Origin of the sequence: Pseudoalteromonas sp. 1_2015MBL_MicDiv (genome assembly GCF_002407505.1) — a bacterium.
GTDB lineage: Bacteria > Pseudomonadota > Gammaproteobacteria > Enterobacterales > Alteromonadaceae > Pseudoalteromonas > Pseudoalteromonas fuliginea.
The window spans coordinates 732,740-749,207 of record NZ_CP012738.1; the positions used below are offsets into that span (position 1 = coordinate 732,740).

14 protein-coding genes and 2 pseudogenes are annotated in these 16,468 nt (G+C 36.8%); 7 read left to right on the top strand and 9 right to left on the bottom strand.

Annotation, left to right across the window (positions count from 1 at the left end; translation table 11 throughout):
• Positions 1-233: 233 nt before the first annotated feature.
• On the bottom strand, positions 234-539 hold the full coding sequence (locus AOR04_RS20770; protein ID WP_096794555.1) for a hypothetical protein: 306 nt from the start codon (positions 537-539) through the stop codon (positions 234-236).
• Positions 539-796, bottom strand: a complete 258-nt coding sequence (locus AOR04_RS20775) for a DUF3081 domain-containing protein (protein WP_008169639.1) — start codon at positions 794-796, stop codon at positions 539-541. Before AOR04_RS20775 ends, AOR04_RS20770 begins: the two co-directional genes overlap by 1 nt.
• A gap of 146 nt (positions 797-942) precedes the next feature.
• On the opposite strand from AOR04_RS20775, the gene AOR04_RS20780 reads away from it, so the two are divergent.
• The 3 genes from AOR04_RS20780 to AOR04_RS20790 all read left to right on the top strand — a co-directional run bounded on the left by AOR04_RS20780 (position 943) and on the right by AOR04_RS20790 (position 5,904).
• Entirely contained in the window at positions 943-2,223 is a 1,281-nt protein-coding gene (locus AOR04_RS20780) for a flavohemoglobin expression-modulating QEGLA motif protein (RefSeq protein ID WP_096794556.1), read from the top strand.
• A 125-nt stretch (positions 2,224-2,348) separates the two neighbouring features.
• Positions 2,349-5,324, top strand: a complete 2,976-nt coding sequence (locus tag AOR04_RS20785; RefSeq protein ID WP_232525550.1) for a TonB-dependent receptor — start codon at positions 2,349-2,351, stop codon at positions 5,322-5,324.
• A 106-nt stretch (positions 5,325-5,430) separates the two neighbouring features.
• Complete coding sequence (locus tag AOR04_RS20790; RefSeq protein ID WP_096794558.1) at positions 5,431-5,904, top strand: hypothetical protein; 474 nt, start codon at positions 5,431-5,433, stop codon at positions 5,902-5,904.
• A gap of 495 nt (positions 5,905-6,399) precedes the next feature.
• On the opposite strand, the gene AOR04_RS20795 is transcribed toward AOR04_RS20790, so the two are convergent.
• The 5 genes from AOR04_RS20795 to AOR04_RS20815 are packed head-to-tail and all read right to left on the bottom strand — an operon-like array spanning position 6,400 to position 11,925.
• On the bottom strand, positions 6,400-7,422 hold the full coding sequence (locus AOR04_RS20795; RefSeq protein ID WP_232525551.1) for a hypothetical protein: 1,023 nt from the start codon (positions 7,420-7,422) through the stop codon (positions 6,400-6,402).
• Entirely contained in the window at positions 7,322-8,125 is an 804-nt protein-coding gene (locus tag AOR04_RS20800) for a DUF1338 domain-containing protein (protein ID WP_096794559.1), read from the bottom strand. Before AOR04_RS20800 ends, AOR04_RS20795 begins: the two co-directional genes overlap by 101 nt.
• Before the next feature lie 35 nt (positions 8,126-8,160).
• A complete protein-coding gene (astD, locus tag AOR04_RS20805; protein WP_096794560.1) occupies positions 8,161-9,627 on the bottom strand; it encodes a succinylglutamate-semialdehyde dehydrogenase in 1,467 nt (488 codons plus the stop codon).
• Positions 9,628-9,634: 7 nt separating this feature from the next.
• Positions 9,635-10,669 (bottom strand): arginine N-succinyltransferase, encoded by a 1,035-nt coding sequence (astA, locus tag AOR04_RS20810; RefSeq protein WP_096794561.1) that lies wholly within the window; start codon positions 10,667-10,669, stop codon positions 9,635-9,637.
• A 50-nt stretch (positions 10,670-10,719) separates the two neighbouring features.
• Positions 10,720-11,925, bottom strand: coding sequence for an aspartate aminotransferase family protein (locus AOR04_RS20815; protein ID WP_096794562.1), 1,206 nt, complete (start codon positions 11,923-11,925; stop codon positions 10,720-10,722).
• A gap of 197 nt (positions 11,926-12,122) precedes the next feature.
• Between AOR04_RS20815 and AOR04_RS20820 the strand changes: the two genes are divergently transcribed.
• Entirely contained in the window at positions 12,123-12,551 is a 429-nt protein-coding gene (locus AOR04_RS20820) for an Lrp/AsnC family transcriptional regulator (RefSeq protein WP_007376357.1), read from the top strand.
• A gap of 118 nt (positions 12,552-12,669) precedes the next feature.
• Here the strand turns inward: AOR04_RS20820 and AOR04_RS21985 are convergent.
• Positions 12,670-13,063, bottom strand: a pseudogene (locus AOR04_RS21985) (IS5 family transposase); the annotation flags it as partial.
• Positions 13,064-13,218: 155 nt separating this feature from the next.
• On the opposite strand from AOR04_RS21985, the pseudogene AOR04_RS20830 reads away from it, so the two are divergent.
• Positions 13,219-13,452 (top strand): annotated as a pseudogene (locus AOR04_RS20830) (IS3 family transposase); the annotation flags it as partial.
• Between the two features lie 153 nt (positions 13,453-13,605).
• On the top strand, positions 13,606-14,775 hold the full coding sequence (locus AOR04_RS20835; RefSeq protein WP_096794563.1) for a cache domain-containing protein: 1,170 nt from the start codon (positions 13,606-13,608) through the stop codon (positions 14,773-14,775).
• Positions 14,776-14,834: 59 nt separating this feature from the next.
• On the opposite strand, the gene AOR04_RS20840 is transcribed toward AOR04_RS20835, so the two are convergent.
• Positions 14,835-15,767 carry a hypothetical protein gene (locus AOR04_RS20840; RefSeq protein WP_096794564.1) on the bottom strand — a complete coding sequence of 311 codons (933 nt, stop codon included), beginning with the start codon at positions 15,765-15,767 and terminating at the stop codon, positions 14,835-14,837.
• A gap of 391 nt (positions 15,768-16,158) precedes the next feature.
• Here AOR04_RS20840 and AOR04_RS20845 point away from each other — a divergent pair, with 391 nt between their 5' ends.
• Positions 16,159-16,461 (top strand): isoamylase early set domain-containing protein, encoded by a 303-nt coding sequence (locus AOR04_RS20845; RefSeq protein WP_007376355.1) that lies wholly within the window; start codon positions 16,159-16,161, stop codon positions 16,459-16,461.
• Positions 16,462-16,468: the final 7 nt, after the last annotated feature.

Genomic DNA, 16,468 nt, shown 5'->3' on the forward strand with positions numbered 1-16,468 from the left:
TTAAAACAGTGGCTTGAGAATTTAATTTTTAAATTTAATAATAGTAATGATTTGTTTACAGAAATAAATGAATAAAATGTCAAAAAACCATTAGAACAATAATAGTTAGAGTACTAACAGTATTATTTTGATACAAAAGAGCACTAAACCTGCAATTGCTTAGTGCTCTAATAAATTTATATGGAGAGTAAACTTTGTGGTTTTATCGTTTTAAAGCGCTTGGTATTGAAAGGTCAGGCATTATTAATAACGCCTTTAAAAAGTAGGGGGTAACGTCTTAGTCTATTGCCAATGTAGTCATCAGCTAAAATTTGCTGGCAAATGAAATCAATATCTTTGTTTGCTTCAAATACCCAATCAAAGCGCTCTATAGCCAGTAAAAAACCACGCTTTAAATGAGTTTGAGAACGGTACTGTTCTAGGTTGTCTTGAATAATAGAGACTTTACTTGGATTAGCTTTAAGCTCTTCTACTACTTGATTAATAAAAGTAGTATTGAGCTTACTGGTCGGGCGGTGTCTTAGTTTTCGTGGGTGCATTAGCTCTCGTTTGCAATGTTATATAATTTTTTCAAAAAGTCGTCTTTATGCTTTTCATGTTCGTAGTCAAGGTGGTAAGTATTATGAAAACCAAAGCGCAGTTCTACGCCGCTACCTTGTAGATATACGGTGTAACCGTCTACGTCTGAATATGCAGTAACTCCCTGATAATGTTTGCCTTCATCAGTCATTTCACCTTTTTGAATTATGCGTTCATATACGGCTAAAATCTGTTTATTGTCGAGTTCGTTTTTCATGTTTTATACCTTTTATTAAAAAGCTAATACGATATAGATATGAGGGTCGATCATCTTAAAAACAATAGCTAAAAAAATGTGATATTGCTTTGTAATTTGGCCTTTTTAAATTATGCTCAAAATTCATTTATTGTTGAGCTTACACCTTGATAGACAAGGCGTTACTACTAAAAACTCGTGAGTTATCGGATCAATTAATTGCATTGCAAACGCCTATTAGGATACTCGATGCTATTAATTGGGATAAACAAACTAAAGAGGAGTTTTTTAGACAAAAATGTCAAAAAAATCCACTGATCGATCGTGCATACTATCAACAGCGCGATCTTGGTTTTGTACCTAGCGAGTTACGCCAAGCGTTTTCTACTTTGCACCGTAACATTATTAATCAATTGGGGCAGTTAAATCCCATTGCTCAATACATGGGAAAAATGTGCACAGAGTATAAAACAGTATTAAGCATGCTTGAGTATCGTGGCACACCAGAGTTTCATGACTTATCGGTGGAGTTATTTGGTCACCCTAAAGATTTATTTCATGCCGGTGAGCCCTCACTTTCTGAGCTAGCTAATATGCTAGATAAACCGCTGCAAAATTTACTTATAGCCGACATACTGCCTGACGACCCTAAAAATATTGATGCTGTTGATGCAGTGCGTATTCTGTTTGAGCAAGTAACCGCTAGTATGGCAGGCATAAACGTAGAGGTAATGCTTAGCGATGGTATTGTTAGTGATGCAGCCGCAGGTGCTAATAATATAAAGCTTAATCAAGATGTTAAGTTTTCGCAGCGTGAACTTGATATTTTAGAAGTTCACGAAGGGTGGATACACGTAGGTACCACTCAAAATGGTTTAGCTCAGCCTTATTTAACGTGTTTGAGTAAAGGTACGCCAAGCTCCACTATTACCCAAGAAGGTTTAGCGGTACTAACCGAAATTATTACATTAAAATCGACCCCAAGGCGTTTATCTAAATTAGTGAATCGTATTCAAGCCGTTACAAAGGTAATAGATGGCGCTGAGTTTGTAGACATTTACCGTGATTACGTAGCGCAAGGTTTATCAAAAGATGACAGCTACACACTTGCGCAGCGTGTATTTAGAGGCAGTACGCCAACAGGTTTGCCTTTTACAAAAGATATTGCCTACATTAAAGGCTTTGTACTGGTTTATAACTTAATACGCGTTGCAATACAGCTTGGTCGAATCGATAGACTTCCTTTATTACTGGTAGGTAAAATATCGATAGATGATTTTAGATTAATATCGCAGCTTCATGATTTAGGTGTAATAGAGAGCCCACAATTTGTACCACCACACTTTAAAGATTTACGCGGTTTGGCAACTTGGTTGAGCTTTGGCCGTTTTATTGGCGACTTGTCGTTTGAAAAGTTAGAAAACGATTATAAACCGCTATTTTTATAATTAATGGTATTTTTATTTTTTATGTTAACTATCTGTTTTTTTGTTTACATACTGGAAACGCTAATGCTATTGTATTTTTTCATCCTTTTGGATGTAATTTAATAACAAAAACAGGGATAATTATCGTGAAAACAAAAGCAAAACTATTTAAAAAAGCAGCGTTATGCGCTGCAATATGCTCAACATTAACCTTTTATAGTGGTATTAGTTCAGCTAGCAATGTTGATGGTGCAATTAAAGGTATCATTACACAACAAGCTAACGAAGCTCCGATTGCAGGTGCAACTGTAACAATTTCGAATCCAGCGAATGGTTATGTTAAGTCTATCCAGGTTGACAGCAATGGCCAATTTAATCTTAACGCTGTACCAGTTGGTACCTATAATATTAAAATTGAAAAAGTAGGCTACCAGACATCAGAACTTAAAAACATTGTAATTGGTATCGGTAAATCAGCTGCTATTGAAGTTGGAATGACTGAGGGTGATATTGAAGTTATTTCTGTTACAGGAAGTAAAATTGCACGTGTTGATGTAACTAGTTCTGAGGCTTCATTTAATATTTCAGCTGATGAATTAACTCGCCTGCCGGTTGCGCAAGATATTACCTCAGTAGCATTATTATCGCCGGGTGTAAACCTTGGTGACTCACGTTTTTCTGATGCAAAAGGGAATTCATTAGGGAGTTTCGGTGGGGCATCACAAGCTGAAAATGTTTATTATGTAAATGGTCTCAATATGACCAACTTCCGAAATGGTGTTGGGGGCTCTACAATTCCATTCTTATCTTATGATTCTTTTCAAATCAAAACGGGTGGTTATTCAGCTGAATTCGGTCGTTCTACAGGCGGTGTAATTAACTCAGTAACAAAAGCTGGGACTAATGAATTTCATTTCGGTCTTCAACATCGCCAGAATATTGAATCACTCGGTGGCCAACGTCCGAACACAAACTATTTATCAGATGATTGTAGTTATAAATCTGTAAATGATGAAGTTGTTAAAACTTGCGCAAACACAGTTGGTGATATTATAACTGATAATAGCGAAGATTCACGAGCATCAAGAACTACTGATATTTTTGCTAGTGGTGCATTAATCGAAGACACTTTATTTTTCTATGCTCTTTATGAGTTTAGAGAGTACGACTACGATGATCTGTCGTCACGTGGTACGGCATTGCTGAATCGTACAGATGATGACCCATATTACTTGGGTCGTCTTGATTGGAATATTAATGAAGATCACTCTTTAATGGCTTGGATGTTTAAAGATGAATCTAAAGAATACTCAACTACTTATGATCGTGATGAAAATGGGGCTCTCGATAAAGAAAATGCTTCTAGCTCTAATACACTAAGTGGTGGTACTAGCTGGTCTATCCGCTATAATGGCAATTTGACAGATTATCTATCTGTGTCCGCAATGGCTGGTAAAGTAGAATTCAATGATACTACGCGTTCAGCTGGCGCTGATTGCCCTGTAGTTATCGATGCTCAAGCAGGGCAAAACTTAGGTTGTTGGGATCCATCAGCTTTTCAAATTTCTACTAATAGCGATGAGCGAAAGCAGTATCGTTTAGATTTTGATTGGTTAGTTGCTGACGATCATCGTTTACGCTTCGGGTATGATGCTGAAAAAAACACTTCCACAAGCCAGGTTGACTTATCTGGTGGCATTTATTACAGATATATTGGTTATGATGCAGGTTCAATTTTACCAAACGGTTATGAAATTAATGAATCAGGCCGATACGTACGTGTTCGTAACTACAATGTTGGTGGTGAATTTGATATCAATAATGAAGCATTTTATATAGAAGATACTTGGAATGTTACAGAACAATTAACAGCAACAATTGGTTTACGTTGGGATAGTTTTGAAAACTTAAATGCAAGTGGTAACACTTTTGTTAAAATTGATAATCAGTTTGCTCCTCGTTTAGGTCTAGCATATGATTTATTTGGTGATGGTGAGCATAAGATATTTGCTAACGCAGGTCGTTACTATCTACCAGTTGCATCAAATACAAATGTTCGTCTATCAGGTGCAGAGCTTTATACGCATGATTACTATACAATTCAAAGTGAAGGTTCTGATGGTGTTCCTGTACTTGGAGATAAGCTAGGTGAGACAGATGTAATAGGGGATGGCACTACACCTAGCCCTGTTAGTGTGCGTGATAACGGTCTACAACCAATGTACCAAGATGAGCTGATTTTCGGATACCAAGGCATGCTTAACGAAGACTGGTCACTAGGTGTTAAATTTACGCGCCGTGAAGTAAAAAGCATCATAGATGATGGCAGTATGGTTGAAGCCTTCAAGGATATTGGTTTAGATAGTGATCATTTCTTATTATTTAATCCTGGTGAGGGTGTTTCCTTCCAGTATGATTATGATGGTGACGGCACATTAGAAGATTACGATTTCACTGCAGAGCAACTAGGTTATCCAGATGCTAAACGTAACTACAACTCAGTGGATGTAGTACTTGAAAAATCTTGGGACGGACTGTGGATGTTTAACGCAACATATACATGGTCACAAAGTTACGGCAATGCTGAAGGTTATGTGAAATCTGATAATGGTCAAGATGATGCTGGTTTAACTACTGACTGGGATTACCCTTACTTAATGGATGGTGCAAACGGTTATTTACCAAATGATCGTCGTCATGCATTAAAACTGTTCGGTTCTTACGCTGTTACAGATAACTTACTTGTTGGTATGAATGCTAATATTACTTCTGGTCGTCCTCGTAATGCACTTGGTGCGGGTTATGCTCCAGATCAAGGTTCTTATGAATACGGTGATACTTATTATGTAGGAGATACTAAATTCTCTCGTGGTAGTTTTGGCCGAACACCTTGGACTACAACAATTAATGCTAATATAAAATATGACTTAAGTGACTTTGAGACGTTTGACTCTGCATATATAGCTTTAAATGTATTCAATTTATTTGATGCCTCAAATGTTACCACTTATGAGGAATTAGCAGAAGAAGATGCAGCATTCAACCCGAATGCGAAGTTTGGTAGTTCTCTATATTTCCAAACGCCACGTCGTGTTGAAGTTGTATTCAATATGATGTTCTAATTTTTTGACCTAGTCGAAATGAATCTAATAAAGGCACTATAATTTTATAGTGCTTTTTTATTTTATGACTCCTTTAGAAGTAAAACAATAATAAAGAAGAAATTATATGAAGCAAGTTTACTTATTAATTTTAGTTTGCTTATCTTTTGTAACTGGATGTCAAAATTTTCCTATTAAAATAGATATAAAAGATAATCATTTTCGTTTTGAAAACTTTGCTTTTGATAAAGGTAAGAAAAGAGAATACGTATTTTTAATGTGTAATAATAAATTACCAACAGACTGGCATCAGGCTAGACAATATGAGAGAGGAGAACACATCTTATGGGTTAAAGCAGTAATTGGTGACAGAGATTTTCAATCGAGCATAAAAAATGCCTTTGTAAAATTTAAAGTTAATTTAAAATCAGGGGGAAGATATATTCTAAATAGAAAAATAGATGGAAATAATGTATTTATTTGGATTGAAGATGAAACCACTCGAGAAATAGTTTCGGACATAAAAAAATCCAAACTTAAAAAACCACTCATAATTGAGGGTAGATTAAGGGAAAAGCAATGTTTTGAAGGTTCAATTTAATAAAAGCGCGGTTGGAATGAGCAACTGCTTTTAATTGGAACCCTGTGAATAGTACTTTCACTCGGGATATCTTCGCTAGCAACTAAGTTGGCTTCACTGGTTGTTGCCAAGTTAGTGCACGTACCTCCAGCTGTAGGTGTAAGTACAAACAACTGTTTGTGTATGGTTTATCTACGAGTCAGTTCAGTGTCACTAATAATGTATGTGCACAGTTAAATTCACTTTTGTTGACCTTGCATGATTGGAATTTGTTCTATTTAGGAACGATTTAATCGTAGTACGAGGTTTGTAACTTAGTGGGATAAGTAAAAAACCGAGTAAAGCTTTCGCGTTCGGCTCTCGCCGTTATACTCATGCCGGCAACAAAGAGTAAAACGTCCCTCGTAGGTGACTCTTAAAAATTCTTGAAGTTAATTATTAATTGTCAAGTGGTTATATGAACATGACAAGAAACAGGGGTCAGATGAAGGTTAACTAAGTTTCAAATCTTAATATTCATTTGTGTTGAGCTATATTAAACGTAGTTTTATATATTGCCATCATCCGCTCTGCTACCTCTGGCGAAGTCGAATTATGGTGAGTCTGCTTTAAAAAATCATAGGCTGCAGGTGTTTTCATGTAATTATCAATTAAGGCGATTGCTTTTTTTCCTTCTGAAGTTTTACTACAAGCAAAGTACCCATTTATAAACTCGGGGTATTCACTAATGTCTCGACTTTCTAGCTGAGAAAATTGCGTATCTGTTAAGTTCATTTTCATAGTGTTTTCATAATCGATGATCATATCAACACGTTTATGAATTAATAATTGGCTAAGTTGAGCAAAGCTGTTTGCGCCTGTTATTTTTGCTACTTGGGTTCTATAATCCGAAAATATCGCATCTAATTGTTGATAACTTGTTGAACTAACTATGGCAAAGGTGTATTTGTTATTAAGTAATTTTGAAATAGAAACTTTTGCAGGTAAATCTTTTAAAGTGTTTTTGAAACCGAATAATTTGCGTTGCTGATGCATATAAGTTGGAATTTGAGAAAAGACAAGCTGTTTGTTTCGAGCTTTTGTTTTTATTAAATTAAAGCTACAAACAGCCTCTTTAGTCGATAAACGTTTAATTAATCGAGCATGATTTGTTCTCGTTAAAACGGTATCAAAGTACGTGTTCAAAATTGGCTGAAAAAAATTATAGTATTGTTCGCGGGCCCTTGAATCGGCATCTTCATCTGAAAAATACGAATAAGATAAAATAGTAAGGGAGGGGGTCGCATAAATTAAAGAAGGTGTAACTAATAAACTGATAAGAATACATATTTTAAAAAACTTCATATTTATGCCTTTTTCTTTAAAAATACCAAGTATCTCCAGTGTTGTCTTTATAAAAAGCCCTTTCGGGCTTTTTTGTACTAAATTTTGAATTTTATTATCGAGCGTTGGTGCTTTCAAATATTTTGTCAGCAGAGGCTGCAACAAAACCAGTATAAAGCTCGCCGTCTGCTTTAGGGTAACGAATAGCAAACTCATAAAAGCAGCTAGGAATGCTCATATCACCGTCACTAAAGGTAACTGAGTATTCATCAGCAAGTGTTGACGATTGCTCTAGTAACACCTCTGGTGAGCCTTTAACTTCGCCGCCTGATGTATTAAGCGAAAAACCTGCATTTTTTAGAGCTTGGTTAACATCATGAATGTTATCAAACTTAGCAAGCGTATTAATATTTACGGTAAAGTGATTGGCACGGTAACCCCACGCCGACATCCACGCTGCATATTCGCTTTCAGCTAGCAGTTGTTTGTAAGTATCGGTGCTTACTTGCCAATGCGTGCCTGAATATAAAAAGTTGTCTGCTGTAACTGCACTTTCGTCAATTTGACTTACCATATCTGTCACGATGGCTTGTAACTCTGGCGAGCATTTTTCTACTAACAGTTCAGAGATAAATACTTTTGGCTGATTAGGATCGCTATGCTCATAGTGTTTTGCGTAAAGTTTTTTAGCTTCAAAGTGGTACTCACCACATTCTTTGTAACCAATTGCTAAAAAGTGAGCGGCGAGCTTTTCAAGACTCACTTTTTCTATATTAAATGTACGCAGCGCAATATGATCGTTAATGATGTCATCTTTTTGCGTTGAACCTAAAAGGTCATGAATTTTATCTGCCGATGGAGTTACGTTTAAATAGTTTTCCCAAAGGTTCTCAAATAATGTATTTACATCAGTATGCATGTTAAGTCCTTAAATCTAAAATTTGGTTTTATTGCTTATTCAATTACTAAGCCCGGCGCTAGGGTTTGCGGTAAGCTCACTTTATCTGACTCCACAGATGCTACAGGGTATGCGCAATAATCGGCGGCGTAATAGGCACTTGCTCTGTGATTACCACTGGCGCCAATACCGCCAAATGGAGCTGCACTAGAGGCTCCTGTAATGGGGCGGTTCCAGTTAACAATACCGGCACGAATGCGCTTTAAAAAGTGAGTGTAATCATCTTCACTGTCGCTAAGTAAACCTGCAGATAAACCAAAGCTTGTGTTGTTGCCTTCAATAATTGCACTGTCAAAGTCGGTGTAACGATACACTTTAATTAGCGGCCCAAAATGCTCTTCATCTGGCATGTCGGTAATGCTTGTTACATCAATAATGCCTGGACTTACAAAACCTGTGCCTGGTTTTAATTGCTTAAGTTCAACAAGGATTTGCGCGCCTTTTGAGACTAATTCACTTTGCGCGGCAACCATACCCAGTGCTGCTTTTTCGCTTATCATTGCACCCATATAAGGCTGCTCTGTAGCAAAACTGTCGTCTACAACTATGTTTTTAGTTGCGCTTATTAGCTTTTCTAAAATAGCATCGCCATTGAGCGATTTTTCAATAAATAAGCGGCGTGCACACGTACAGCGCTGACCTGAGGTAATAAAGCCTGATTGAATAATATCGTGCACAGCGGCGCTTATATCACTCACATCTTTTACAATAAGAGGATTATTACCGCCCATTTCAAGTGCTAATATTTTGCCTGGGTGTCCTGCAAATTGCTTATGTAGTAAGTGACCAGTGTTTGAGCTACCAGTAAAAAATAATCCATCTATGTCTTTATGAGATGCAAGTGCTTTACCTGTTTCAATTTCACCTTGCACAAGGTTAATAACACCAGCTGGCAAGCCCGCTTTTAGCCAAAGTGAGAGGGTAAATTCTGCAACGTGCGGCGTTAGTTCTGATGGCTTAAATATCACGGTGTTACCGGCTAAAATTGCAGGAACAATATGCCCGTTTGGTAAATGCCCCGGAAAGTTATACGGGCCAAAAATAGCCACAACGCCATGCGGTTTGTGTCTAATAAACGCTTTAGCACCGGGCATTGGGTTTTCGGTTGTACCTGTACGCTCATGGTACGCTTTTACAGATATAGCTACTTTGCCTGTCATTGCGCCCACTTCGGTGCGGGTTTCCCATAATGGCTTACCCGTTTCGCGTGCAATAATAGTAGCAAATTCTTCGCTGTGTTCTTTTAATTGTGCTGCGAAGTTTTCTAAAATGGCGATACGCTCTTTAAGTGGTTTGTCTGCCCATTGTAATTGCGCGGCTCTGGCTGCTTTTATAGCAGAATCTACTTGCTGGGCGTTTGCGCCATTACCTTGCCATACTACATCGCCATTACTAGGATTGATTGACTCAAATGCTGGGCCTTGCCCTGCATGCCACTGATTATTTATTAGGTGTGTATTCATAAATTATTTACAGGCGGAAAAATCGCGCTGCATCTCCTTGGCTTAAATTAAGCGCATTAGCCACATCTTGGCTAATGACGAGGGTATGTTTTGCATGATTGTAATGTGCTTCTTTGGTAAATATTGCTCTAAAGCCACTTACGCCTTGATTACATACAGCCAGCGTATCAGAGCTATTTTGTGATATGTGATCAAGCTCGCCAATCGTAACAGGGCAAACTTGAGAGTCGCGAATGCTGCGAATATTTCCAAGCTTTGCTTCAACTGTTGGGCCTGCGTCAAATAAGTCAACGTAGCCTCTGTGCTCAAAACCTTCTTTTTCTAATAACTTTAGTGCAGGTTTTGTTTTTTCATGCACATGTCCAATAACTGCTTGGGCTTTTTTGCTAAGTAAGTTCACATAAATAGGGTATTTAGGCATTAACTCGCTAATAAATACCTTATCGCCTAAGCCAACTAAGTGATCCGCTTGTGGAAATTCGATACTAAAAAAGTGCTCTTGCAGCCATTGCCAAAAAGGAGAATGACCGTCTTCGTCGCTAACACCGCGCATTTCTGCGATAACGGTATCGGCAAAACGCTCGCTATGCTGAGCCATAAACAAAAAGCGTGAACGTGATAAAAATCGACCCGTTAAACCTTTGCGGCTATTTTCTCGCAAAAATAATGTGCATATTTCTGAGCAACCTGTGTAGTCGTTACACATGCTTAAAATATCAACGGTGTTATATACATTTAAAGTAGGCGAGTGGTGTACTGTTTTACCTAAATGATAATGATATAAAGGCACCGATAAACCTACCGCAGCTTCTATAGCGGTTGTGCCAATAACGTCACCTGTTTCACTGTCTTCTAAAACAAATAAATAGCTTTCATCAAGTGGCTGGTTAATGTTTTTGGCAAAGCTTTTTTCAGCACGTTCAATTTTTTCTTTAAGCTGTGCATCGTCCACAGGTAAAGAGGTAAACCCATGACCGGATTCAATCGCTATTTGTTTAAGCGCGTCAAAATCATTGGCAGTAATAGGACGTAATACTTGCATTTATTGCTTGCTCCAATAGCACGCCTGTAGGCGTGCTAATTTAAACTATATTAACCGTTTACTACGTCGCTAACGGCTTTTTCAAAGCGCGCTAAGCCTTCTTTAATATCTTCAAACGGGATAACTAAAGACGGTGTAAAGCGAATTACATTCATACCCGCTACAAGATTCATCAAACCATTATTAGCACTGGCTACTAAAAAGTCGCGTGCGCGGCCTTCAAATTTGTCATTTAGTACTGCGCCAATTAATAAGCCTTTACCACGTACTTCGCTAAATACGTTGTATTTTTCGTTAATTGCGTTTAATCCGTCACGGAATAATTGCTCGCGCTCTTTAACTCCGTTTAGTACGTTTGGTGTATTTACTGTATCAAATGCGGCTTCAGCTACAGCACAAGCTAGCGGATTACCGCCATAAGTAGAACCGTGAGTACCAATTTTTAAATGCTCAGCAATCGGTGTACGTGTGATCATAGCGCCAATTGGAAAACCACCACCCAATGCTTTTGCCGTTGTTAAAATGTCAGGAACAACCCCTAGACCTTCATAAGCATATAAATCGCCTGTGCGACCAACACCCGTTTGTACTTCATCAAAAATAAGTAACGCGTTATGTTTAGTACAAAGTTCGCGTACTTTTTTAGCAAAGTCATCTGTTGGTGAGATTATACCGCCTTCACCTTGTAATGGTTCCATCATAACAGCACATGTTTTATCGCTGATCAGCGCTTCAAATGCCGATATATCGTTAAAATCACAATGTACTATGTCAGCAGGTTTTGGGCCAAAGCCGTCTGAATAAGCCGCTTGCCCGCCCACAGTTACTGTAAAGAATGTGCGACCATGAAAACCTTTATTAAAGGCAATAATTTGCGTTTTTTCAGCGCCATATACGTCCAATGCATAACGACGAGCTAACTTAAGCGCTGCTTCGTTTGCTTCTGCGCCTGAGTTTGCAAAGTAAACTTTATCAGCAAATGTTGCTTCAACCATTTTTTGAGCTAAACGAAGTGCTGGCTCATTGGTCATAACATTTGATAAGTGCCAAATTTTTTCACCTTGTTCTTTTAGTGCTTTTACTAATGCAGGATGACAGTGACCTAAACAATTAACTGCAATACCACCGGCAAAATCAATAAACTCATTGTTGTTTTGGTCCCAAACGCGTGAACCTTCACCACGAACTGGAATGATTGCTGATGGATTATAGTTTGGTACCATTACGTCGTTAAATAAGTCTCTAGTTACTTGCATTTTTGTACACCTAAATTAAATGGGCTTAGATAAAAGATTAGTTGCTAAATTAAAGAAGAATATAGCCGTTATTCTTGAGCAAACACGTTATTATTTTTTATAGGACACTATTATCGAAGGTTCGCAGTTAAAATTGCAGTGCTATTTTGTGAAAAATGATTAGAATAAAAGGCAAAATAACGAAATAAATAACCATTATGATAACTCCACAAGACGAAAAGCTATTATCGATACTAAAAACAAATGCACGCGCGAGTATTTCTGACCTTGCCAGACTATTGAACCTGTCGCGCTCTACAGTGCAAAGTAGAATGTTAAAGTTAGAAGAAAGCGGGGTAATTAAAGGGTATAGCGTAGACTACGGAGATGACTATTTAAACAAAATGGTATCGGCGCATGTATCAATAAAAGTAAAGCAAAAGCTCACCACTAAAACCAACTTAGAACTAAAACAAATTGACGCTATTTCACAGCTTTATGCCATAAGTGGCGAGTTTGATTTAATTGCGGTAGTTCAAGCACAAAATTTGGAGCAACTTAGTCATCTACTAGACGATATTGGTAATCTTGATGGGGTAGAGCGTACAACATCGTCTGTTATTTTAGAAACCAAATTTAAGCGCTAGAGTCGTTGAGTTCTTTTGTTTTTAGTCTTTAAGTGAACACTCGGTATACTTTAGGTTAATAATAGAAGGGTGATCCCTGCCATTATTTTTAGACACACGACTAGGGGCTGTTGATCTTTCACATTGGTAGCCAAATCATTGCACATGCCAGTGCTAACATACTCTCAAACTGTAATTTCAATTTATCGTACCTTGTCGCTATAGCACGGAAGTGCTTTAGCCTTGCGAAGGCATTTTCAACTAAATGCCTATATTTATATAAGCACCAATCAATATCACCATTACCTGTTTTGAGTTTTTCTTTCTAGGGATCACTGGGCTTGAGTTTTTCTCTCGAACCTTATTTCTAATGGCTTCCTATCATAGCCTTTGTCTGCGATAACAAAATCGCCTTGGGGCAATAATTCAATCAGTTCATTTGCCACTTTACTATCATAAACATCGCCGCCAGTAATAATAAATTCAATTGGTAAGCCATAACTATCAACAGCTAAATGAACTATACTTGTATTTTATACGAGATCACCGCTTGCGCACTAAATTCAAACAAAGATCAACAGCCCCTAAGTAAGTACAATAATCATAGATGTACTTATGAAAACAAAGAAACCACGTAAAACTCATACGACTGAATTTAAACAAGAAGCGGTTCTGTTAGCTGCAAAATTATGAATTACAGCAAAGCATGAGTAGAAAAGGAAATTGTTGGGACAACGCCTGCGCAGAAAGTTTCTTTTACTTATTGAAAGTCGACGCTATTCATGGGGAGCCAATTATGGATAGGAAAACAATGCGCCAAGCAGTATTTGAATACATTGAAGTTTATTACAACAAAACAAGAAGGCATAGTGCGAATGGCTATCTCAGCTCAGAAACATTTGAACTAAAGAACATTGCTTAGTATTGTGTCCAGTTTTAATGCTGGGGATCATATAGATCATAGATTTAAATATTAAAGCCATTGACAAGATAAAAAATTTCGTAAGGAGAATTTATGCTTTTTTAATATGCATGACTATACTCATTTTAATTTGTACATTATTTATTATGGATTATGCCCGCATATTTTTTTACCCTCTTATTAGGTTTAACTGAGCCTATCCAGTTAGGGACAAATTTACCCACCACAGCACCTAATAATGCAGTCAACCAAGTCGAATGTATTTTATTTGAAATGGGAACCCCTTTTCAGCTGAAAATCTTGCCATGGTTACGTGCACGTCGAGAGGTAAAGTTAGATCGCTTAGATGGATATTTCACAACCCATTTAATGCCTGAAATGAAGGCTTATGGACGCATATCATCTCCCATCTTTTTAGAAAGCTGGTACTGGTTTACTCACCCAGAGAGCATTAATAAACCAAAAAATAAAATGCGTTATGGTGCAGTAAGAGGAAGTTATCAAGCAAATTGGTTTAAAACTCAGAATATTATTGCTGAGGTGGAAGTAAATTCATTAGAAGAAATAGTAAATGTTATGCACCATAAACGGATTGATAGAATCCTACTTAATTTAGATGATTTTGAATTAGCAGCCTCTAAGCTAGGCATTAATGAAGACGAGTATCAAAGAGAATTTTTTAGATATGTACCTTTGGGATTATTTGCTTCGCATTCACTTATTAAACGCTTTCCTAAATTTTTGCAGCAGTTTGATGAAAATATAGATACTTGTGCGCAAGCTCCATTTTTACTATCAAAAAGTGAAGAAAAGCAAATACTTGATAGGCTGTACAGGAGCGCTAAAACCTTATTAAACTTACCTAGTTTAGTAGAGCAAGTTCAAATAAGTAATGAGTCTCCTTTGAATGAGCCCGAAATTAAGAGACGAGACCAGCTATGGATAAAAGAAAATAAACACGTTGAGCATGCTGATGGGTTAACTATGCTTGATTTACCGTTATCTAAAGTATTTAAAAAATGGCAATCACAATTTAAAGGTGTTGTTACTGAGCTTATACTGACTGATAGCCAAGGAAAAAATATAGCAATAAGTAAGCTAACCAGTGATTACTGGCAAGGAGATGAAAGTAAGTTTACTAATATTTTTGAACAGTCAAAAGACTTTAACTTTGATAGCGTTACATATGATGCATCAACACATCATTTTCAAGTACAGCTAAGTTTTCCTGTTATAGATGATAATAATAGTCATATTGGAGTGTTGATTTTAGGTGTTGATGTAGAAAAATCACTCCATTCGTCAAACGAAAAGAGTAACTAATTCGATAAATTTCACATAAGTTAGCTAAGCTTTAGAACTTTAGCTTCGCTAACACTATTTTACGGAAGTATTTTTTCTGATGTAGGCTTTTTTCTTATAACTTCTTTTTTGGCTTCATCAAGCTTAATAAAGTAAGCATTACCGCCAATACCTTTAAACTCTTCATCGGTAAATACAATGGTGTTGTCGTCAAAGAACGTAACAGCCTCTTTTTGAGTAACAATCCCTAGGTCTATTTTTGATACATCACCAGAGAAAAATTTATCACCTTCAAAGTTTTCAAATAACCAAATACTGGTTGAATCAAGTAATACCAATTTTTTACGGTCTGGACTTAAGGCTGCTGATGTTATCCAACATAGTTTTTCTAATGTAGTACATGTTTTGAAAGAATCGATTAACTCAGCTTTGAAGTTAGCGGCGTGATCGCCCACTTTATATACCTTAGTAATACCATCAAACGGTTCAGTGCGGTTTTTAGTAAATAAATATAAATGACGGCCAAGCGCGACAAATGCTTCTAAATCAAAATTTCGATTATTGGGTTTTATTGGACTTCCATCCATTTCTGGGTAGGTAAACTTTATAATTTCTGCTTGAGTTATATCTGTTTTTATATCTATTGGGTTTTCTATTTTATAAATAGTGAGCCATCTGCGATCGTTTTTGTTATTGCCAAAATCACCTAGGAAAAAATGCCCAAACTTGTTTTGACTCATATCTTCCCAGTCTATGTTTTTGGCATTTTCAACTAAGATTTCTTTGGCGATAGAGCCATCTTTATTGAGCCTATATAGTTTGGGTTCATTGCCTCCATCGTTAATAGCCCATAGGCGTTTTTGCTTATCAAATTCTATACCTGATATTTCTTTTAATTTAGGATCAACTGAGATTTCTTTTTTGCTATAAAGGGTATAGATTGAAGAACCAATAAGTGTGGCTATTATTAAAAAGGTGATTGCTATAGTTATTAGAATGCTTTTTTTCAACATGAAAATTATGATATTTCAAAGTATTAATATGCGGTTTATTATCGTTTATAAAAGCGCATAACAAAAGAATTTTATAAGTTTAAGTAATACTTTTGAATTATTTCATGTTTGGTACTAATAAAAGTTTAGACAATAAATAAAGTGTGGCACGTCTAGTTGGTTTAAATATTGCTCTATAATATTGAGCTTTACAAAAGTGAATGTTTAGATACTAACTGCACTTTTTAGGTGCAAAAAAAAGAATTGCTGCACTGTAATAATGCGTAAATAAAGTTTTGGTTAACTTACAACGTGTTTAATGATTTTGAATGGAATCCACATCGCCTTTTTGTTTAGTTGTATGGCCTGTGGCAAAGATTAATTACCCTTTATGGTTTAGTTGGAGCCTGCTATGTTGAATAAACGTTTTTTTAAAACAAAAGATGAAGCTGAAGTTACTTTTGAGTTCACTCACCCTGAGGCAGAGCAAGTCTGTTTGCTAGGTGAATTTAATGATTGGCAGCCAGTGCCAATGAAGCTCAATAAAAAACAGGGCGTTTTTAAGTGTAAGCAACGCCTTCCTATTGATCAGCAGTTCCATTTTCGTTATCTAATCAATGGAGATATTTGGGATAACGACCACCAAGCCGACGGTTACATTGGTAATACATTTGGCACAGAAAATAGCATAGTGAATACGCAACGTATAAATTAAGGCCAAT